Source organism: Tumebacillus avium, from assembly GCF_002162355.1.
Classification (GTDB): domain Bacteria; phylum Bacillota; class Bacilli; order Tumebacillales; family Tumebacillaceae; genus Tumebacillus_A; species Tumebacillus_A avium.
Genome location: NZ_CP021434.1, coordinates 2,206,789 through 2,228,004, shown reverse-complemented (window position 1 = coordinate 2,228,004; position 21,216 = coordinate 2,206,789). Strand labels below are relative to the sequence as shown.

At 57.9% G+C, this 21,216-nt stretch carries 18 protein-coding genes; 5 read left to right on the top strand and 13 right to left on the bottom strand.

Annotated elements, in window-relative coordinates:
- The 4 genes from hisD to CBW65_RS24200 all read right to left on the bottom strand — a co-directional run bounded on the left by hisD (position 1) and on the right by CBW65_RS24200 (position 3,444).
- A complete protein-coding gene (gene hisD, locus CBW65_RS10695; protein WP_087459197.1) occupies positions 1-1,281 on the bottom strand; it encodes a histidinol dehydrogenase in 1,281 nt (426 codons plus the stop codon).
- A complete protein-coding gene (hisG, locus tag CBW65_RS10690) occupies positions 1,281-1,925 on the bottom strand; it encodes an ATP phosphoribosyltransferase (RefSeq protein WP_087456794.1) in 645 nt (214 codons plus the stop codon). Before hisG ends, hisD begins: the two co-directional genes overlap by 1 nt.
- Before the next feature lie 37 nt (positions 1,926-1,962).
- Entirely contained in the window at positions 1,963-3,204 is a 1,242-nt protein-coding gene (hisZ, locus tag CBW65_RS10685) for an ATP phosphoribosyltransferase regulatory subunit (protein ID WP_157721886.1), read from the bottom strand.
- An 81-nt stretch (positions 3,205-3,285) separates the two neighbouring features.
- On the bottom strand, positions 3,286-3,444 hold the full coding sequence (locus CBW65_RS24200) for a hypothetical protein (RefSeq protein ID WP_157721885.1): 159 nt from the start codon (positions 3,442-3,444) through the stop codon (positions 3,286-3,288).
- A 137-nt stretch (positions 3,445-3,581) separates the two neighbouring features.
- Here CBW65_RS24200 and CBW65_RS10680 point away from each other — a divergent pair, with 137 nt between their 5' ends.
- The 4 genes from CBW65_RS10680 (at position 3,582) to CBW65_RS10665 (ending at position 9,046) form a co-directional block, all read left to right on the top strand.
- Positions 3,582-4,730 (top strand): KamA family radical SAM protein, encoded by a 1,149-nt coding sequence (locus CBW65_RS10680; RefSeq protein WP_087456792.1) that lies wholly within the window; start codon positions 3,582-3,584, stop codon positions 4,728-4,730.
- A gap of 2 nt (positions 4,731-4,732) precedes the next feature.
- Positions 4,733-6,127, top strand: coding sequence for an ATP-grasp domain-containing protein (locus CBW65_RS10675; protein ID WP_087456791.1), 1,395 nt, complete (start codon positions 4,733-4,735; stop codon positions 6,125-6,127).
- Positions 6,124-7,401 carry an MFS transporter gene (locus CBW65_RS10670; protein ID WP_087456790.1) on the top strand — a complete coding sequence of 426 codons (1,278 nt, stop codon included), beginning with the start codon at positions 6,124-6,126 and terminating at the stop codon, positions 7,399-7,401. The genes CBW65_RS10675 and CBW65_RS10670 overlap by 4 nt, the downstream gene beginning before the upstream one ends.
- Before the next feature lie 259 nt (positions 7,402-7,660).
- Complete coding sequence (locus CBW65_RS10665; RefSeq protein ID WP_087456789.1) at positions 7,661-9,046, top strand: ATP-grasp domain-containing protein; 1,386 nt, start codon at positions 7,661-7,663, stop codon at positions 9,044-9,046.
- A 42-nt stretch (positions 9,047-9,088) separates the two neighbouring features.
- On the opposite strand, the gene CBW65_RS10660 is transcribed toward CBW65_RS10665, so the two are convergent.
- The 7 genes from CBW65_RS10660 to CBW65_RS10630 form a co-directional block, all read right to left on the bottom strand.
- On the bottom strand, positions 9,089-9,658 hold the full coding sequence (locus tag CBW65_RS10660; protein WP_087456788.1) for an acyltransferase: 570 nt from the start codon (positions 9,656-9,658) through the stop codon (positions 9,089-9,091).
- A 4-nt stretch (positions 9,659-9,662) separates the two neighbouring features.
- The gene (ppaX, locus tag CBW65_RS10655) at positions 9,663-10,307 is read right to left on the bottom strand and encodes a pyrophosphatase PpaX (RefSeq protein WP_087456787.1); all 645 of its coding nucleotides are present in this window, start codon (positions 10,305-10,307) and stop codon (positions 9,663-9,665) included.
- A gap of 42 nt (positions 10,308-10,349) precedes the next feature.
- Positions 10,350-11,315 carry a nucleoside recognition domain-containing protein gene (locus CBW65_RS10650; RefSeq protein WP_198299805.1) on the bottom strand — a complete coding sequence of 322 codons (966 nt, stop codon included), beginning with the start codon at positions 11,313-11,315 and terminating at the stop codon, positions 10,350-10,352.
- A gap of 69 nt (positions 11,316-11,384) precedes the next feature.
- Positions 11,385-12,857, bottom strand: a complete 1,473-nt coding sequence (locus tag CBW65_RS10645; protein WP_198299804.1) for a peptidoglycan DD-metalloendopeptidase family protein — start codon at positions 12,855-12,857, stop codon at positions 11,385-11,387.
- A gap of 196 nt (positions 12,858-13,053) precedes the next feature.
- Positions 13,054-13,992, bottom strand: a complete 939-nt coding sequence (gene hprK, locus CBW65_RS10640) for an HPr(Ser) kinase/phosphatase (protein ID WP_087459196.1) — start codon at positions 13,990-13,992, stop codon at positions 13,054-13,056.
- Positions 13,992-14,918, bottom strand: a complete 927-nt coding sequence (locus tag CBW65_RS10635; RefSeq protein WP_087456784.1) for an NAD-dependent epimerase/dehydratase family protein — start codon at positions 14,916-14,918, stop codon at positions 13,992-13,994. The genes hprK and CBW65_RS10635 overlap by 1 nt, the downstream gene beginning before the upstream one ends.
- A 153-nt stretch (positions 14,919-15,071) precedes the next feature.
- A complete protein-coding gene (locus tag CBW65_RS10630; RefSeq protein ID WP_087456783.1) occupies positions 15,072-15,719 on the bottom strand; it encodes a cytochrome c-type biogenesis protein in 648 nt (215 codons plus the stop codon).
- A 133-nt stretch (positions 15,720-15,852) separates the two neighbouring features.
- On the opposite strand from CBW65_RS10630, the gene CBW65_RS10625 reads away from it, so the two are divergent.
- Positions 15,853-16,353: a hypothetical protein gene (locus CBW65_RS10625; protein ID WP_087456782.1), complete on the top strand. Its 501-nt coding sequence runs from the start codon at positions 15,853-15,855 to the stop codon at positions 16,351-16,353.
- A 21-nt stretch (positions 16,354-16,374) separates the two neighbouring features.
- Here CBW65_RS10625 and uvrA read toward each other — a convergent pair whose 3' ends face one another.
- Both uvrA and CBW65_RS10615 read right to left on the bottom strand, forming a co-directional pair.
- Positions 16,375-19,233 (bottom strand): excinuclease ABC subunit UvrA, encoded by a 2,859-nt coding sequence (gene uvrA, locus CBW65_RS10620; protein WP_087456781.1) that lies wholly within the window; start codon positions 19,231-19,233, stop codon positions 16,375-16,377.
- Positions 19,234-19,583: 350 nt separating this feature from the next.
- Positions 19,584-21,158 carry a hypothetical protein gene (locus CBW65_RS10615; protein WP_087456780.1) on the bottom strand — a complete coding sequence of 525 codons (1,575 nt, stop codon included), beginning with the start codon at positions 21,156-21,158 and terminating at the stop codon, positions 19,584-19,586.
- Between the last annotated feature and the right edge of the window lie 58 nt (positions 21,159-21,216).

The following is a 21,216-nucleotide window of genomic DNA, read 5'->3' as shown; positions in this document are numbered from 1 at the left end:
CTAGCGTACCTCCCGTTCTTTCTCCAAGCGCACCCGAATCGCATTGGCGTGCGCCGTCAAGCCCTCCGCTTCGGCGAGCGCGATCACGTGGTGCCCGTTTTTCAGCAGCGCGTCTTTGCTGTAGCAGATCAGGGACGATTTTTTGATAAAATCATCGACCCCAAGCGGCGAAGAAAAGCGTGCCGTCCCACTCGTCGGCAAGGTGTGGTTGGGCCCGGCAAAATAGTCCCCGACCGGCTCCGATGAATATTTGCCGACAAAAATCGCTCCGGCGTTTTCGATGCGCCCGACCAATGACAGAGCATCTTCTGTCATCAGCTCCAAATGCTCCGGCGCGATGCGGTTGGACAGCTCGACCGCTTCGTCGAGCGACTTCGTGACGACGATCGCGCCGTAGTTGCGAATCGACGCTTCGGCGATCTCGCGGCGCGGCAGCTGCTCCAACTGCTCGACCAGCGCGTTCGCCACCCGCACAGCCAGATCGGCGCATGGCGTGACGCAGATCGCCGCAGCCAGCGGATCATGCTCCGCCTGGGACAGCATGTCGGCCGCCACGTAGTCCGGGTCGGCGCTCTCATCGGCGATGACCAGCACTTCGGAAGGACCGGCGATCATGTCGATCGCCACCTGCCCAAACACCGCCTGCTTGGCCAAAGCGACATAGATGTTGCCCGGCCCCGTGATCTTGTCGACGGGACGGATCGTCTCCGTGCCGTACGCCAGCGCCCCGACCGCCTGTGCGCCGCCGATGCGGTACGCTTCGGTGATGCCCAGCTCCCGGATCGTCACCAGCACATTCGGGTCGATCTTCCCTTCGCGGTCGGGCGGCGTGACCAGCACGATCTCCGGAACGCCTGCCACCTGCGCCGGAATCACGTTCATCATCACCGACGACGGATAGGCAGCCCGACCGCCCGGCACATAGACGCCAACGCGCTGCAGCGGTCGGATGATCTGCCCGAGCAGATTGCCGTCTGCGTCGGGCAGCAGCAGCGAAGTGCGCTTCTGCGCTTCATGATAGCGGCGGATGTTGAGAATCGCCGCCCGCAGCGCGTCGAGAAACTCCGGCGTGACCTGCTCATACGCCGCTTCATACGCATCGGCAGGAATGCGCAGATCGTCGAGCGCCGCGCCGTCAAACTGTTCCGTGTAGGCGATGACCGCCGCGTCCCCCGAAGCTTTGACTTCGGCCAAAATCGCCAGCGCCGCCTCCCGCTGCTCGGCATACACATCCTCTTCATCCCGCTTCAGCACAAAATCGGCCGCCTGCATCACCTTGATCATCGCAGCACTTCCCCCTTTTCCACCACCGCGCGCATGCGGCCGACAAACTCGTCGATCGCAGTGCTCTTCAACCGAAAACTCATCCGGTTCGCCACAACGCGCGTCGAGATGTCCATGATATCCTCCTGCACGACCAGCCCGTTTTCACGCAAGGTGCGTCCCGTCTCGACCACATCGACGATGCGTTCGGCCAGGCCGATCAGCGGCGCCAGTTCGACCGATCCGTTCAGGAAAATCACTTCCACCTGCTGCCCGCGGCTGCGGAAATACTCGGTCGCGATGCGCGGATATTTTGATGCCACCCGCGGCATCGAATAATGCGACTGCTGCTCCGGCAGACCTGCCACCGACATTTTGCATTTGCCGATCCCGAGGTCGAGCAGCTCATACAGATCGCGCCCGGCCTCGACCAGCACATCTTTCCCGGCGATGCCGACGTCGGCGACCCCGTATTCGACGTAGGTCGGCACATCGACCGGTTTGGCTAAAATAAAATCCACTTCCCCGCCCGGACTGCGCAGGATCAGCTTGCGCGAGTCGAGCTCTTCGGGCAGCGGCATGCCGGCCGCCGCCATCAGCTTCAGCGTCTCGTCCATGATGCGCCCCTTGGACAGAGCTACCGTCAACCCCTGAATCGTCATCTCTCCACTCCGCCCCTCTATCTGTCTCTGTTACAACTTACTGCGAAAACATATGGCAAAAATCGGTGTACATCGCCTGCAGGAGCTTGTTCGACTCCAGCAGTTTGCCGCCTTTAAACGGAATCAAGGTCACATGATCGGGCGTGGCCGTCTTCATCGCTTCTGCCACATCATGCACGCGCTGGGCGGTGATGATAAAGCGCTTCGAGCGCAAAAACGTCGCAAATCCGATCACCGGATAACGGTCGGCCTCTTCATAGAGGATCAGGAAGCGCTCTTTCGGATCTTTCGGGAACGATTTCTCCAACACATCGAGCACTCGCTCGATCCCGATCATAAAGCCGGTCGCCGGCATCGGCCGCCCAAACTTGCCGACCAGCTCGTCATACCGTCCGCCCGAGCAGATCGGGAAGCCGACGTTTGGCGCATACCCTTCAAAGATCGCGCCGGTGTAATAATGCTGGGACAACAGCAGCCCAAGATCGAGCTGCGCGTACTCTTCCACGTTGTACAAGACGAGGATCTGCCAGATCGTGCGCAGATTCTCCAGCGCCGCCAGCGCCTGCTCCGAGCGGGTGATCTCCGCCGCCTGATCCAGCACGTCGATCCCCCCGCGCAGACGCGGCACGGTGAGCAGCACATCCCGCGACGCTTCCGCTTCCACTTCCTGTGCGATCAGGCGCTCATAGCTGACAAAATCTTTGTCGGCCAAGGCGGCCGACAGCTGGGCGCGCACGCTGTCCGTTGCGACATGCTCCGCAAACAGCGCCTGCAGGAACTGCACCTGCCCGACGGCGATCCGAAACCCTCTGACGCCCGCTTCTTCCAGAGCGGTCGCCGCCAGCGCCACCACGCCCGCATCCGCATCGGGCGAAGGATCGCCCATCAGCTCCACGCCGGCCTGGGTAAACTCCGCATCGCGGCCCGCCACATGGCCCTGCTGGCGAAAGATGCTCGCGTTGTAGGACAAGCGGATCGGCAGCGGACGCTCTTTCATTAAAGAAGAGACGACACGCGCGATCGGCGCGGTCATGTCGGGGCGCAGGACGACCGTTCGTCCCGAGCGTTCGATGAATTTGAACAGGTTGTCTTCATCATCGCGAAACGCCCCGTTTAAAAATGTATCTGCATATTCGAACGTCGGTGTGACGATCTCTTCATAACCCCAGTTTCGAAAAACGGTCGCTATCTTTTTCTCAATCTCTCGCTTTCGAGCAGCCAGCGGCGGCAAAACATCGCGCACCCCGCGCGGCTTTTCGAACAGAATCGGTTTCTCCACGTTTTCCACACCCTCAATGCTTTAGTCTGCTAATGCACTAAAGAAATTCTATCGCTATCCTAACATGGCATCGTACACCTGTCAACGGAGTACGCGCCAGGTGGTCAGCACGGCGGCCAGCATCAGATTGACCGCGACCAGCAAGTGAATCCACAGCGGCAGATTTGCCCACATTTTCACATCCCACAAGACGACAAGCGCCGTAAACACGTAAAACGGCTTCAGCAATTTTTCCAGCACCTCCCTCCTCCCTTATCATTCCCTAAAAGCCGATGGAAATTAATGACTTACAAATTAACAAAATAATAGTGGCGCTCAGGCTTACAATCAGTTAATATAGTTGTATTCGTAAAAACAAAAGGGAGGCGCATCAAGCAATGTCCACGATTTCGAATGAAACGTCCAACAAAAAGAAGTTGTCCGAACGTGAACGCCAGATGCAGCAGGAAGTACTGAAACGTTTTCGCTCTAAAGTCAGCCCGTCCTTGGGCAAATTGGTCAAAGAGTCTGACGCTGTAGCTAAACAGTTCATCCCGAGCCCTTATGAAGCTCTTGAATTCGGCACTGAAAAGCCGTTTGAAGAAGGCAAAAACAACCATGGCATCTACGGTCTGGAACGCATTTACGAAGACCGCGCCGTGCTCACTCCTTATTTTGAATGTTCCGCATATTGCCGCTATTGCTTCAAAAAGACCCGTACCTTGGGCGGCGAAGCGAAGCGCATGACCGATGAAAACATCGATGCAGCGATCGCTTACATCGGCTCCGACGCACGGATCAAGACCGTTCTGATCACCGGCGGCGACCCGTTCATCGATCAGGAACTGCTTGAGCAAGTTCTGGTGAAAGTAGCGGAGATCCCGCACGTTCGCAACATCCGCGTCGGCACCCGCAACATCCTGTTCCAGCCGGAAGCGATCACCGACGAGCTGGCAGAGATGATCGCCCGCTTCAACCACATCGATTATGAGAACCCTGCAAACTCGCGCAACATCTCGGTTGGCCTGTCGATCAACCATAAGGACGAACTGACGCCGGACGTCATCCGCGCTGCACAGCGCTTCATCTCGCGCGGGATCATCATCCGCGGCCAGACCGTTCTGATGAAAGGCATCAACGACAACCCGCAAGCGATCCTCGAGCTGATCTCGATGTTCCTCGCGGTCGGTATCGTGCCGTACTACCTGTTCCACTGCATGCCGGTCATCGGCGCGAAGCACTTCCGCACCTCGGTGCAAAGAGGCATCGACATCCTCAATGCGATCTCGCGCTTCTCCGGCTCCACCGCGCCGCACTATGTCTACGTAACGCCGATCGGCAAACACCGCGTCGGTCCGGGCCACCACCTCGAGTACGTCGAGATCGAAGGCCTCAAGTACATCAAAGCGACCACGCCGTACAAAGCAACCGATTTCCTCGAGTTCTCCGACAACGACAAACTGCCGCCGCTGCATGAGATCAACGAAGATGGATATGTCGTTTCCTACTACCTGGATGGAGATGACGACGAACTGGAGGTTCTGTAAGCATGACGCAGAAGTCTTTCATTTTTATTGAGAATATGTACCCGCTCGTTCTGGCCCGCCGTTCGGTGATGGCGAAAGAACAAGGGTACCGCACCGTGCTGATTTCTCCTGCTCTCACCGAGCAGGAGAAAAAGGCAATCTCCGATTTCGAGACGCAGAAAAACAACGATGTCCCGGTATTCGACCAGTATATCACCACCGACGATTTTGACCTCGAAACCTTGCGCGGTTTCGTGGCGCAGGTGGAGACGGAGTACCCGGCCGGCGCGTTTATGACCTCGATCGGCATGTTCCACAAAGGACATCTGGTCGGCTCGAACGTGGCGCTGCTCGCCGAAGAGCGCGGCTTGCCGTCTCCGAACGCAGACGCCGTGTTCCGCTGCAACAACAAATACCTGATGCGCGACGCCCTCCGCGACCAAGGCGTGCCGACCGTTGACTTCGGTTTGGCGACCGATGAAACGACCGCTGTGGAACACGCAAACCGCATCGGCTACCCGATCATCCTGAAGCCGCTCAACGGCGCCGCTTCGCATATGATCGTCAAATGCGCAAACGCAGAAGAAGTGGTGACCAAGTTCCGCGATGCGATGGAACGCCTCCCGAACTCCACCAACATCGGCGCGTATAAATCGGCGCACAGCTACCCGAACCGCAAAGGCGAGATCCTCGATTTCGATCCGTTGCGCTCGATGCTGATCGAGAAGTACATCCCGGGCCGTGAAGCGAGCGTGGAGCTGTTGATCACGGAAGATCAGATCTTCCCGCTGATCGTTCACGACAAAGTGACGATGTCCGAGAAGGAACGCTGCTTCTACGAGCATCTGCTCGTCGTTCCGCCGCAGCGCTTCACCGATGAAGAAGTGCAAGAGATGAAAGACTACGCCGTCGCCGTTGCCAAAGCGGTCGGCTTGAAAAACACCTTCTCCCACGTGGAACTCCGCTACGGAGAAAACGGCATGGGGCCGCAGCTGCTGGAGATCAATCCGCGCATCGGCGGCATGTTCGTGCAGGACAGCATCAAAGCGATGGTCGGAATCGACGCGATGACCACCTGTGTAGGACTTAGCGACGGCACCTTCAAGGCAGAAGCCGAATATCAGTCGAGCGAAGAGATCCACGCGATGTTTACGATCTATCCGCCGCATTCCGGCCTGCTGGAGCAAGTCGACGGTCTGGAAGAGCTGGCAGAAATGCCGGGCATGATCCTAAGCAGACAAACGATGCCAAACGGCATGATCATCCACGCAGAGGATGAAGAGTGCTTTGCTGTCATGTGCTTCCTCAAGGCCGAGTCGTACGAAAAGGTCTACGAAATCTATGACAAAGCCCTGGAGATCGTCACGTTCACCGTCAACCCGAACGTCACGTCCCAGGAAGAAGTGACCAACGCATGACGACTGCCGTACCTGCGCCGGATAACAAAAAAGTCTTCCGGCATCTGTACCAGCTGACAGCAGGCAAGACGATCTCCGACATCGGCAACAACTTTGACATGGTTGCGCTCAACATGTTCGTCTACCTGCTGACAGACAGCGCCGTCTACATGGGCTTGTTCATGGCGGTGCGTTTGGCCGGCGCGTTTGTGGCCGGTTTTTACGCCGGCATTCTCGCCGACCGGATGAACCGCAAGCATCTGATGATCCTCTCCGACTTCGGACGTTCCGCCGCTTTGTTGGCGATCGTGTTTACGCCGGCCGATTATCAGTTCTACGTGCTCATCCCGCTCACGTTTATCATGGGCTGCTTATCCACGCTGTTTGGCGTGTGTCTGCAGTCCAGTATTCCCGCCATCGTCGGGAAAGAGAACATCGTCAAGGCGAACGCCGTCCTGACCGCTTGGGGCTCGGTGGCGATGGTGATCGGTCTGTTTGGGGCCGGGATGCTGCTGGGCAAAGTGTCGTATGAGACCGTTTTCCTCATCGACGCCTGCACGTATGTCGTCTCGGCGCTCAACCTGCTCTCGATCCCGCTGCGCACCAGCGAAGAGCGCACCGCTGCTGCCAAGCAGGAAAACATGTCGTTCTTCAGCGAGTTTAAGCTGATCTACGTCTACCTGCGCACCGTGCCGGTCCTGTTGTCGCTGATGGCGATTCGCCTGATCGACACGTTTGGCTCTGCGGCGCACAACGTCGGCATGCCGGTCTTCTCGGCCCAGCTCAAGCCTGACCAGCCCTCGTTTTACATGGGGATCATCTGGGGCGTCTGGGGCATCGGCAACCTCGTCGGTTCGCGGATCATGGCGAAGAAGTTCACCGGGAATGACACGTCGGTCAACGAGCGCGCGTTTGGGATCGCCACGTTCTTCATGTCGCTGTTCTTCATCCTGCTGTTCTTTGAGAGCCCGATCTATATCATCTTGCTCTTTGCAGCGCTGGCCGGCATCGCCGACGGCGTATCGGCGATCGTGTATGCGACCCGCCTGCAGCAGACTCCGGATGAGAAACGCGGCCGGATGTTCGGCGTTTCCAGCACCTTGCAGACGGTCGGTTTTGCGGTCGGCATGGTGATCTGCTCGCCGCTGTTTGAAATTTTCAAGCCGGTTGCGGTCGTTGGCATCCTCCACGGGCTGCCGATGATCATGGCGCTGATGTTTACCCTGTACTATTTCGGGAAATGGAAGCCCGGCCGCCGCGCTGTCAAAACAGAAAACAGCCACGATGTCGCATAGACATCGTGGCTGTTTCTTCGTTAGGAACACGAAAACGCCGCTTTGCTGTTTCCTCTTCTGTCGATTCTAAGAAGCAGGCCCCCGGCCGAACAGCGGGACGTCTCCTGCCCGTATTTTTCTACACCCGTGACTTTATTCCTGCTTAGTAGGTAGTAAAATTGTCCTATAGGATTCAAGTCCTTCTGGTTATCATTTCATGAGCGATGTATAATATAAATAGTGTTCATTTTATCATCTTATTACCATTGGAGGTCTACCGATGAGCCGACCGCAAGCTGTCGTTTTTATTGATAATGAATTGCCGCTGTTTCTGACCCGCCGGGCTGCCCTCGCCCAAGACAAAGGATATGTCACCTATCTGGTGTCGAAAGGATTCCCGGAAATTCAGCGCCCGGCGCTCGAAAACTATGTTGCCAGGGAGCGCGAAGGCAAACCGGTGTATGAGCGCTGCTATGACACCGACCGCTTCGATCTTGATACGTTGCGCGGCATTCTCGCCGAGATCGAGCAGGATGCCGACATCGCCGCGCTGATCTCCGGCAACGGGCCGTTTTGCAAAGAGGGACTGGTCTGTGCCCACGTTGCCCAACTTGCCGATGAGCGCAACCTGCCGTCCCAAGGCGTCGAAGCGCTGTATCTCGCCAACAACAAATACTTGATGCGCGACAAGTTCCGCGCCGCCGGTGTAAACACGATCGACTATGGACTTGCCGTCGATGAAGCGTCGGCAGTGACCGAAGCCAACCGCATCGGCTACCCGGTGCTGATGAAGCCGGTCAACGGCATCGCGTCGCATCTGATCATGAAATGCAACAGCGCAGAGGAAGTCGCCGAGAACTTCCGCCATGCCATGGAGCATCTGCCCGGCTCGACGTTCGAGAGCTTCTACGAAGGGGCACACTCCTACCCGAACGCGCAAGGCGAGCTGATCCACTTCGACCCGATGCGCTGCCTGCTTCTCGAGCAGTACATTCCGGGCCGTGAAGTGGCAGTGGAAGTCCTGATCACCGAAGACCGCTGCATCCCGCTTGTGATGCAGGACAAGGCGGTGGTGACCGAAGAAGGGCGCAGCGTCTACGAAGACCTCTGGATCTCCCCGCCGGTGCGCTTCACCGAAGAAGAGTGCCGCGAGCTGGAAGCATGCGCTGTCGAAGCGGTTCAAGCGATCGGACTGAAGAACTCCATCGCGCATATCGAACTGCGCTATGGTGAGAACGGCCTCGGTCCGCAAGTGCTAGAGATCAACTCGCGGATGGGCGGCGGCTACACCAGTGAAGTCCTGCGCACGATCGCCGGAGTTGACTACATCAGCACCTATGTCGAGCTGATGACCGGCACCTACCAAGTGCTCGAACAGTACGAGCGCAAAAACGACCCTCACGGCTACTTCATCCTGTTTGCCCCGCATGCAGGATTCTATGAATCGATCGAAGGCCTCGACGAGGTGAAAGCCCTGCCCGGCGTCCTGACCACCATGCAGCCGTTCCCCACCGGACAAACGATCGCCGGCGACGATGAAGAAGTGATGCTGCTGATCGTCTGGATGAAAGTAGACAACTTGGAGCACCTGCTTTCCACCTACCGCCAGGCGAAGGAGATCATGAAATTCAAGATCACCCCAACTGTCACAACTGCACAGGCGTAACCAAAAAGACCCTCTCCGCGTGGAGAGGGTCTTTCTGTATCCTTAGTGTAAGATCGTGTTGTTGTCATCTTCCGGCGCTTCCACAGTCTCGTCCGATTCGCCCAGTCGGCCGTGCGGCGGGGTCATGTCGACGCCTTCGCGGATCACGCGGATCGGGTTGCCGCCGACAAACGCGCCCGGCGCCACGTCGCGGTTGACGACCGAGCCCGCCGCGATGACCGCTCCGTCGCCGATCGTGATGCCGGGGAGCAGTGTCGAGTTGGCCCCGATCATCACGTTGTCGCCGATGATCACACGACCGAGGCGGTATTCGTCGATCAGATACTCGTGGGCGAGAATCGTCGTGTTGTAGCCGATGATCGTGTTGCGCCCGACGGAGATCAGCTCCGGGAACATCACGTCCATCATCACCATCAAGGCGACCGCTGTGTCATCGCCGACTTCCATGCCCAAAAAGGTGCGGTAGAGCCAATTTTTCAGCTTGAGAAACGGCGTGTAGCGGGCGATCTGAATCACCGCAAAGTTCTTCACGACCTTCCAGAAGCTGACCGTTTTATAAATCTGCCACAGGGCGTTGGCCCCTTCGACAGGATAACGTACCGTCTTGCGCATGAAGTCACCTCGTTCCGAGAATCGTCGCTTCCAGCTCCTGCATGGTGTGGATCATATAGTCGGGGTTGTGCGGTTGCAAGCCCGCTGCCCCGCGCAGGCTCCACGCCACGCCGGCCGTCTTCACGCCGGCTGCCTGCCCGCCGAGGATGTCATACGGCGAGTCTCCGACCATCAGCGTCTGTGCCGGGTCGGCTCCCAGCAGCTGCATCGCGAGGAGCAGCGGATCGGGATGCGGCTTGTGCTTCTCGGTGTCGTCCGCCGTGACAAACGCGTCAAAATACGGCCCGATGCCGACCAGGTCCCAGCCCATCCGGGCGGTCAGACGCATTTTCGAGGTCACGATCGCCATCTTCACCCCGGCTTTGTGCAGGCGTCCCAGCACGTCTTGGACCTGCGGGAACTCGGTGACGAGCTCATCATGCTGTTCAATATTAAACTTGCGGTATGTCGCGACCAGTTCCTGCGAGCGGCCCGGCACAAAGCGCTCCATCTGGTCGACCAGCGGTTCGCCCATATGCGGCAGTACGTCGGCGCGGGTATATTGCCCCGGCACGTGCAGGTCGAGCGCGTGTTCAAACGAGCGCAGAATCAATTCATTCGTATCGAGCAGCGTTCCGTCCAAATCAAACAGGACATAGCGGTAGTTCATCTCAAGTTCCTCCCTTGCTCCGTACAAGCCACTCGGTTCCAGCTACGATGTGATGCTGCTGCTTTCGATATTGGCGGCCTGCTGCTTCTTGGCGCGCCAGATGCGGGCGAGCAGGAACGTCACCACCAGCGCTGCCAGCAGACGGATCGCCAGCAGATACCAGCCGTTGACGCCCAGCGGCAGGAAGATCAGCGTGTCTTCCACAACGGCGTGACAGAGCACGAGGAAGACCATCAGCAGGTACAGCTCGCGTTTTTGCATCGGCTTCTCCCGCGAAGCTTCCAAGATCACGCCCGCACCATAAGCAAGGCCAAACCAAATGCCCGCCAGCATCGGGATCGCCGCATTTTCCGACAGGCCCAGCACCCGCATCAGCGGGGTCATCTTGCCGGCCAGCCGGTCGAGCGTCTTGCGCTCCTTGAGCACCTGTATCATCATCATCAGCGGGATGACGATCAACGCCAACTGCCCGACCGCTTTAAACATCGTCCAACCCACTTCGCCAACCAAGGTCAGCACCGGCATCTCCCACAGATAGGCGAGATGCGTATACGTTCCGGCCACCGTTCCGACCTGATTGCCAAGCGCCACATGCAGCGCCGCCCCGCCTAGAAACGCCATGCCCATCCGCACGGCGACGACGACCAGCGTGTTCAGGCCGAGGCGCTTCGCCACGGCCGTCTCCACGAACAGGTTGTGGCAAAAGGACAGCATCACGCAAAGAATTAAAATTTCCGGCGAAGTCAGAGCCAGTGAAAACATCGCTCCAATCGCCGCGTATAAGTTCAAAATAAAGCCAAGCGCCAGCACGATCGCCGCTTCACCCGGCAGACCGACCAGCCCCATCAAAGGCGCAAACAAATCTACGATCCATTCGATGACGGGCGTATGCTTGAGCAGCGAAACGATCAGCGTGATCGGCACAATCACTTTCCCTAAAATCCACGTAGTCCGAAGACCAGCCTGCCAGCCACGATACAAAACGCCTTGCAACACCCTCACCTCCATCAAAACTCATTGTTCAATTATAGCATAAAGAGGCCCGCGACTTGCACGGACCTCTCAAAACACATGCTCTTACATGTATGGAGCCGGGTTGACCTGCGCGCCGCCGATGCGCACTTCATAATGCAAGTGTGCGCCTGTCGACCAGCCGGTGGAACCGACGCCGCCGATGTATTCGCCTTTGCCGACCGCCTGGCCCGGCGAGACGGACATCGAGCTCAGATGTCCATACAGCGTCTCCACGCCGTTGCCATGCGAGATGCGGATGCAGTTGCCGTACCCGTCGCCCGCATCGCCGACCCAGATGACTGTGCCGGAGTTCGAAGCGTAGACCGCCGTGCCGGTGCCTGCTGCGATGTCGATCGCGAGGTGCGGACGGCCGCCGCGGTTTTCACCGTAGTAGGACGACACATAACCGCCGCCGACCGGATACGCCCAACCGCCGCCGCCAACCGCAGTCGCCGGACCGCTGTATGCGCCGTAGGTCGGCTTTTCCTTGGTTCCCTTGGCGATAATTTCCTTCACCGGTTCGGAAACCACATCTTCCTTCAGCAAGTCTTCCTTGATGACGATCCCGTTTTTCTTGGTGACTTTCACCACCTGCTTCACCTTGCCGGTCTCGCCTTCCTGGATGACTTCTTCTTCGCCTTCGTACATCGAGTCGTCCTCTTTGTACTCGACTTCGTAGTTCTTGGTCAGCTCACGCGTTACTTCCGTCACAGCCTGCACCGAGATCAGCGGTTTTTTCGCCACGAGGTTGATCTCCTGACCTTCGCCGATCGCATCGATGTTGGCGATGTTCGGGTTCGCATCATGCAGCTGATCCACCGTCATCTTGTTCTTCAGCGCGATGTCCCAGAGGGAATCGCCGCGCGAGACGACGTATTTGCGCTGCTCGTTGACGCCGTCTGTGATCAGCTTGAACGCCGCGTCAAACGGGGTGACCTTTTGCACTTCTGTTTTGACCTTGATAAAATCGACGTTTTCAGCCAGCGTAACCTCCGCGTTCTCATCCGGCTTGACGTATTGCGACTTCAGCTGCTCGATCAGCTTCTGTGCCGTCTCTTCGTCCTGCACGGTGACCACGTCGCGCCCGTTGACGCGAACGACGGTCAGCTCCGCGTATTCCTTAGTCGATTCGACGATCGCATCGGCCACATAGATTTCATTGGTTACTTTGACATGCTGATTGACCGGCTGGAACCTCACGTCCGCCTTCATCTCGCTGCCGAGCGATTCAATCGTCGTTTCGATCGACGACTTATCCTCGACCACACCATAATACTGACCGTCTATGTACACGCGATAAACATGTTCCGTAGCGGCTACTTTTTCCGAAAATGTATATACACCGACCGAAGTCAGCAACAAGACTGCCAGAGCTGCCATCGAATTGCGAAGATGGAACGTGCCTTTGACCTCCGCAATGCAATTTGCCTTAACCTGTTCCCAATTGATGTTCTTGATGTAGTTTCTTACTCCTGTAATGCTGCCAGCCACAACTGTACGACCGCGGTCGTTGATTCTCTCTGTCAGCTTACCCATGATATCCCTCCCAAGTAACGCACCATCACACTCACCCAAAAATGCGAACTGAAGTTCGCAATTACCCATGGTTTTAGACGGACATTAACAGTTATAAAATCCGATAGTTTGTATTCGACAAATTCCAACACGTTCCTTCCAAAATCTCGAAAAAAGTAAAATTTGTGACCTGCTCACAAAAATAAAAAGAGTCTCCTCAGTCGAGGAAACTCTCCGGGTTCATGCTTTTCAACATCTTTTCTGACAGGTCTCGCGCGGCATTGTGGCCCATCCGTTTCAGGCGCTGGTTCATCGCCGCCACTTCGAGAATTACCGCCAAGTTACGACCAGGTCTTACGGGCAGCGTCAACAAGGGAACGTCGACATCGAGGATTTTGATCGTTTCTTCATCGAGCCCCAGCCGGTCATAAGCGACATTGTCTTCCCACATCGTCAGCTTGATCACCAGCTCGAGATCTTTGTGCGTGCGGATCGCCCCTGCGCCAAACAAGGTCATCACGTTCAGCACGCCGAGGCCGCGGATTTCGATCAGGTGGCGCAGCATCTCCGGCGACGTGCCTTCCAGCTGCGTGTCGGCGATGTTGCGGATCTCCACCGCGTCATCGGCGACGAGGCGATGCCCGCGCTTGACCAGTTCGAGCGCCGTTTCGCTTTTCCCGATGCCGCTCGTGCCGGTGATCAGGATGCCGATGCCGTACACATCGACCAGCACGCCGTGCAGCAGCGTCTCCTTGGCCAGCTTTTTGTCGAGATAGGACTGCAGGCGACCGGTCAGCTTCGTCGTCGACAGCGAGGTGCGCAGGATCGGCAGGCGGTACTTTTTCGCGGCGTCGATCAGCGTCGTCGGCACCTCCATGTCGCGGGCGAGGATCACGCACGGGGTCTGCTCATACGAGCAGAGCAGGTCGGCGCGCTCCCGCTGCTGCGCCTCGCTCATCCCTTCAAAAAACGTCACCTCGGTGCGCCCCATCACCTGCACGCGCTCCGCCGGATGATAGGTGAAAAAGCCGGCCAGGGCGAGCCCCGGACGGTTGATGTCCGAAACGGCAGTCAGGCGGCTCATGTCGGCTTCTTCATTGATCAGCTCCAGCTCAAAGTCGCGACGCAGCTCGGCGGTGGAGATCGTCTTGGGCATCATTGCGATGTCCCGTAGGCGGTGCGGCCCCAGTCGATCGTTTTGGCTAAACCGTCGCGCAGCAAGGTCTGCGGCTTCCAGCCCAGCTCGGCGACCGCCAAATCGTTGCTCATCGTGCTGTGATAGATGTCGCCGACCCGCGCCGGGCCATGTGTGGCGTCGAGCGGATAGCCGGTCAGCTCTTTCATCGTCTGGTACAGTTCGTTGACCGACACTTTGGTCGCCGTCGAGATGTTGACGGTGAGGTTTTTGTCGGAGGTCAACGCGATCAGGTTGGCCTCGGCGACATCGCCGATATAGATGTAATCGCGGGTCGCGCCGCCGTCGCCTTCGATGTTGACCGGCTGGCCTTTGACCATCTGTTCGAGGAAGATCGAGATCACGCCGCCTTCGCCAAAGCGCCCCTGGCGCGGGCCGTAAATGTTGGCGTAGCGGAGGATCGTATAGTTGACGCCGTACAGTTCCCCGTACATGCGGATGTAGTCTTCATCTACTTTTTTGCTCAAGCCGTAGAACGACAGCGGGTTGAGCGGGTGCTGCTCATCGAGCGGCAGGTATTGCGGCGTGCCGTATTCGGCAGCCGAGGCGGCGAAGATGATCTTCAGCCCGTACTTGCGCGCCGCTTCGAGGACGTGGATCGTGCCCATGATGTTGATCTGCGCGTCGATCGCCGGGTCTTTGATCGACAGGGGCACTTTGATCTGCGCCGCTTGGTGCGAGATCGCCTGAATCCCTTCCGCTTCGATCATGTCGTGCAGCTTCGGGTCGTTGATGTCCATTTCATAAAACTTGGCTTGGGGATTGAGATTGTCTTTGGAGCCGGTGAACAGATTGTCCACCACCACGACATCATGTCCGGCCGCAATGAATGTGTCGACGATGTGCGAACCGGCAAACCCGGCCCCGCCCGTCACGAGAATCTTCATCGTATGTAGTCCCTCCATCGTCCGTGTGGACATGCTTTTACAGGTATCATATCTTGTTTTGTTCAAAAACAAAAGGAGCGGAAGAATCCGCTCCTTTTTCCTCGCAAACCGGCATGTCTGGTCTGCGAGAGTCATAGACTGTTCAACAAAGGCTTAGTGTTCCGTACCGTTGGTACCGCCCATCGTGCGTTCGATGGCCGAATTGATCAGCTTTTGCGTGCGCTCAGCAAATTCGGTGAGCGTCTCCTCGGCGAGCGAGTCATGGTCTTTGACCAACTCCAACGCGCCGAGCATCAGGTTGATCAGGCGGACCATCGATTCTGTATCATCTTCAAGGACGAGCGGGGTGTCGTCGTTGCGCAGCACTTTCATGTTCAGATAAGGACCGCCGTATTCCGGCTTGGTCACGGCAAACGAGCACTTGTGCCAGCCGAGCGGATAATGCACGCGGCGGCGGAACGCTTTAAAGACCGGGCCGTAGCGGGCGACCAGATAGCGCAGAAAGTGCACGGCCTGCTCGTCATAGCCTGCTTCTAACAGCTCTTCGATCTCTTCATGCGTGTCGAGGAGGCGCAGCGAAGCAACCACCGCCTGGGCAATGTGCGGACCGGTCAAAATCGAAAGCCCTTGCTCGATGTCGTGCGCTTCCATCTGGGAGCGGGACAGCTGTTCCTGGATCACCGATTCCAACTGCGATCGAAGCGCCGGCTCTTCATGGAGCCGCTTCGAAAGCTCGACCACGCCTTGATCAATATAGCGCACAAACTCTTGCGATAAATGCTCATGCTTCCAATTTCCCATCGACAAACTCCTTATCTTCCGATCGTACGTTTCTTTACAACAAACATGCTACTAAAGCAGAAGGCAAAACGCAAGCACCAGTTCATTTTACATCATTAATACTACTTTTCGAATAATGAGGTGTCAACGGAACATGGCAGAGAAACTCTTGATCCTGCTGCTAATCACTGGCGCCGCGCTGTTGGTCGGGGCGGTGCTGTACAGTTTGGCCAAACATGGCCGCAACTTGAAGCGTTTCCGGGAGCGGCAGCATTTCTACACCGACCTGCACCGCTTCGCCGTCACGATCGTCACCGCTTTCGCCCTGTACCTGCTCTACACCCGCGTCCCGCTCTGGACCCTGCTCCCTGTGCCCGACGCCGTCCCGCTGTTCGCCACCACCGTTCTGCCCGCGCTGCTGCTCTGCCTGCTCTCCGGGCGTTGGTACCTCGGCTTCCCGGCCGCCCTGCTCGTTGAGTGGTTCACGCTGTCCTCCGGCGACCAGACCCGCTTTTTCCTGCAAAATGCGGCTCTGTCGCTGGGCGGGCTGGTGCTGTACCTGATTTACACTGCGACGCTCCGAGCCGAGCGGAAACATCAGACGGAGCAGCACGCGTTATCCCGATTCCAGAAGTTCAAAAAGCAGGCTTCCTAAAAAGCCTGCTTTTTGTTGTGCTTACGACTTCACCGCAACTTTGGCGCGGGCTTTGTCGCGTTCGAGGATCGGGCCGAGGAACTTGCCGGTCCAGGACTCGGCAATCTTGGCGATCTGCTCCGGCGTGCCGGAGCCGACGATCGTGCCGCCTTTGTCGCCGCCTTCGGGGCCGAGGTCGACAAGGTAGTCGGCCGTCTTGATCACATCAAGGTTATGCTCAATCACCACAACCGATTCCCCGCTCTCCACCAAACGCTGCAAAACGGTCAGCAGACGGTCGATATCGGCCGTATGGAGACCGGTGGTCGGTTCATCCAAAATGTACATGGTACGCCCTGTGCTGCGGCGATGTAATTCAGAAGCCAGTTTCACCCGCTGCGCTTCCCCGCCGGACAGCGTGGTCGCCGGCTGTCCCAAACGGACATACCCGAGCCCCACATCCAGCAAAGTCTGCATCTTGCGCGCGATCTTCGGCACGTTTTTGAAAAATTCAACGGCGTCCTCCACCGTCATATTTAACACGTCGGCAATGCTTTTGCCTTTGTATTTGACTTCCAAAGTTTCACGATTGTATCGCTTGCCTTTGCAGATCTCGCACGGCACATACACGTCCGGTAAGAAGTGCATCTCGATCTTGATGATCCCGTCGCCTTTGCACGCTTCACAGCGCCCGCCTTTGACGTTAAACGAGAACCGGCCTTTCTTGTAGCCGCGCATCTTCGCTTCATTCGTCGTGGCAAACACGTCGCGAATGTCGTCAAAAACGCCCGTATACGTCGCCGGATTGGAGCGCGGCGTCCGGCCGATCGGCGACTGGTCGATGTCGATGATCTTGTCGAGATAATCCAGCCCTTCGATCGTCTTGTGCGCACCCGGCTTGGACTTCGCCCCGTTCAGGTGCATCGCCAGCGACTTTTTCAAGATCTCATTGACCAGCGTCGACTTGCCCGACCCCGACACGCCCGTTACACAAGTGAACAAGCCGATCGGGAACTTGGCGGAGATGTTTTTCAAATTGTTCTCCTTCGCTCCGACCACCTTGACCCACTTGTCGCCCGGCTTGCGGCGCTCTTCCGGCACCGGAATGAACTTCCGCCCGCTCAGGTAGGCCCCGGTCATCGACGCTTCATCGGCCATGACCTCCTGCGGCGTCCCTTGCGAGACGATCGTCCCGCCGTGCACGCCGGCACCCGGCCCGATGTCGATGATGTAGTCGCAGGCCAGCATCGTGTCTTCATCATGCTCGACAACGATCAGCGTGTTCCCGAGGTTGCGCATGTGCACCAGCGTGTTGATCAGCCGCTCATTGTCGCGCTGATGCAGCCCGATCGACGGCTCGTCCAGAATGTACAGGACGCCCATCAGGGACGACCCGATCTGTGTCGCCAGGCGAATCCGCTGCGCTTCGCCGCCGGACAGCGTGCCGGCCGCGCGCGACAGGTTGAGGTAATCCAGCCCGACGTCGCGCAGGAAGCCGAGGCGCGACTCGATCTCCCGCAAGATCAGGCGGGCGATCGTCATCTCTTTCTCCGACAGGGACAGGCTGTTGAAATAGCTCAACGCATCATTGACCGACAGCCCGGTCACATGCGAGATGTTCTCCCCGCCGATGGTGACCGCGAGGCTCTCCGGACGCAGACGCTTGCCTTTGCAGGCCGGGCACGGCTTGGCGCTCATGTACTCTTCGATAAACTCGCGCACATAGTCGGACACCGTCTCTTTATAGCGGCGCTCCAGGTTCGGGATGACCCCTTCAAACTCCAGCTCGGCGATCTTCGACTGGCCGAAATCATTTTCATATTTGAACTTGATCTTGTCGCCTTGGCTGCCGTACAAGATCTTCTTCAGCTTCTCCTCCGGCACGTCGCGCAAAGGCAGCTTGTTGTCGACCTCATAATAGTTCGCCGCCGCTTCCAAAAGCTGCGGGTAGTAGTTGGATGTGCGGCCCTGCCACGGCTCGATCGCGTCTTCGGCGAGCGACTTCGACCAGTCCGGCACCACGAGGTCCGGGTCGATCTCCATGTTGGTGCCGAGGCCCGCGCAGGTCTCACAGGCGCCAAACGGCGAGTTGAACGAAAACATCCGCGGCGCCAGTTCGGTCACCGAGAATCCGCATTCCGGGCACGACAAACTGGAGGAAAACAGCATCTCTTCCCCGTCGACGATGCCGACGATCACCGTGCCTTCCGCCAGCTTGAGCGCCGTTTCCAGCGAGTCGGCGAGGCGGGTCTGGATGTCATCTTTGATCACGATGCGGTCGACGACGACCTCGATCGTGTGCTTTTTGTTCTTCTCCAGCTTGATCTCCTCAGACAGCTCGCGCAGCTCTCCGTCGACGCGGACACGGACAAAGCCCTGCTTGGAAACGTCTTCGAAGACCTTGGTATGCTCGCCTTTGCGCCCTTTGATCAGCGGCGCGTAGATTTGAATCCGCGTGCGTTCCGGCAGCTCCAAAATCCGGTCGACCATCTGTTCCACCGTCTGGGAGGTGATCTCGATGTTTGGGTGGTTGGGACAGTGCGGCCGCCCGATGCGGGCGAACAGCAGGCGGAGATAGTCGTAGATCTCCGTCACGGTGCCGACTGTGGAGCGCGGGTTGCGCGACGTGGTCTTCTGGTCGATGGAGATCGCCGGAGACAGCCCGTCGATCGAGTCGACATCCGGCTTGTCCATCTGCCCAAGAAATTGACGCGCATACGCGGAAAGCGATTCCACGTAGCGGCGCTGACCTTCCGCATAGATCGTATCGAATGCCAAAGACGATTTCCCCGACCCGGACAGACCGGTCAAGACCACAAACTTGTCGCGTGGAATCGTCACATCAATATTTTTCAAATTGTGCGCGCGCGCACCTTTGACGACGATGTGTTCCTGTGCCATTTCCTTCCCCTTTTCCGCTCTGAATACGAACAAACATTCTCTAACTCCTATATTGAACCAGTTTCGTCAAAAAAGCAACGGACTACACGAAAAATCAAAACCCCGGCCAATGAAATGGCCGGGGTCGCGATCTTCAGATCCTCTGCTAGGAACGAACCAGATATGAAACTAACCACAGATGCTGCCGCCACGGATGATCACTTTTTTCATAAAAAGCCACCTCGGTTAGATAGGATTACGATTTGATGTCTTAATTATAGCTTATCACCCATTTTCTGACTAGTAGTGTTTTTAACTATTTGCAAAAACGACAAATTACTACATATTAATTAAGAACTTAACGCAAATCTTTACCTTCTCTTTACACCAATCGCTGCCCCGGTTTTGTACGCCTCTTGATCAATCCAGTGCTCATACGCGCCGCGGTTCATCTCCCAGACCGCCGCCAAGCGTTCTTGGGACAACAAGTCCCCGCGCGTGATCAAGGCGAGCTTGTCATAATACCGAGCCAGATTTTTGTCTGCCAAACGGTTTTCGCCGGTTCGTAACGTCTCGGCATATCCGCGTGGCAGCACGCGCTCAAAATGTCCGACCCGCCAGTCCGCTTTGTAGAAGAACGGCAGGCGCGCCAGCAGCGGATCGCCCAGCGCAAACGGGTCGATGATCTGCACGCCCGGCCCGGCATAATAGCCGTAGTAGCCAACCGTCGCTTTCACCTGCACCGGGTAGCCGCTTGTTGAAGCCCGCTTGCCTTCCTCCGCCCACGGGTGGTCCGGCTCCCGCACGCGGAGCAGCCCGGCGTGCGAATAGTAAAACGCCCGCTCATCGGCGATCCCGTGCCGGTCGATCACATCGGCGCGCTGCAGCCCGTAATCGGCTCCGCTCCACAGCGGCGCGTAAGGCGACGTCACCCCAAGCAGCAGTGCGGCTGCTAACAGCCGCTTGGGCAGTGGAAACGTGGCGAGGAGCATCACCGCCACCAGCAGCGGCGCGGTCAAGAACCGCCCGCTCATAAAGTCCCCGCCGATCTTGACCACATAAGCGACATACAGCACGGCCCCGGCGGCCAGCGCCGCTTTTCGCCAATCCCGCGAACGCAGGCCGAGCAGCGCTCCGCAGCAGATCAGCACCAGCGTCAGCGGATCGAGGCGCAGCGAGTTCAGCAGGTAGAACAGCCCGTGCTGTGCCGACTCCCACGCCCCGATGCCCGTCCCGAGCTTGGCAAACGCCGTGTTTGGCACGAGAAACCCGTAGTACACCGCCGAAAACCCTTCCCACAGCCAAAACGGCAGCAGTCCGGCCGCGACAAGCCCCGTTTTTCGCGCCCAGCCCCCTTTTTCCCGCCAAAACGCCACGGCAAGTGCTGGAGCGACGAGCAGCACCGTGTCCATCCGATTCACCATGAGGAGTGCCGTGCACAGAGCCAGCCAGAGCAGCCCGCGCTCTTTGATCAGCAGCAAGAAAAACACGGCAAGCAGGAGGTGTGTCAGCGGATTCTCCAACCCCGAAGTCGAGTAGTCGACAAACGCCTTCGACAGCGCCAGCATCCCAACCGCCGCCGCAGCCGTCCACAAGTTCAGCGCCACCTTCCGCGCCAGCACCCACAAGCTCAAAAGCGTCACCGCGACCGACAGCCCGATACTGGTTAAAAACACTTCCCCCGTCACCCCCGCCAGCACCGCCATCAAAAACATCCACAGCGGATGCGTATACGCCTGCACCCGCTCCCCGACGTTCCACGTCAGCCCGTACCCGTGCAGCAAATTATCGACCGTCCGAAACGTAATATACGCGTCATCACTCACCCACGCGCACCGCACCACCACCCACACCAGCGCCGCCACAGCCAAGCCAAGCGCGACCTGAGGTTGCAGCCAAAGCGGTGTGCCGCCCCGTACTTCCAACTCTTCCACAATCCTGCGCATGCTGATCACCCGTCCTTTTTCAACAGATGACCCCCAGTATTGCCCTGCCTCCACACGA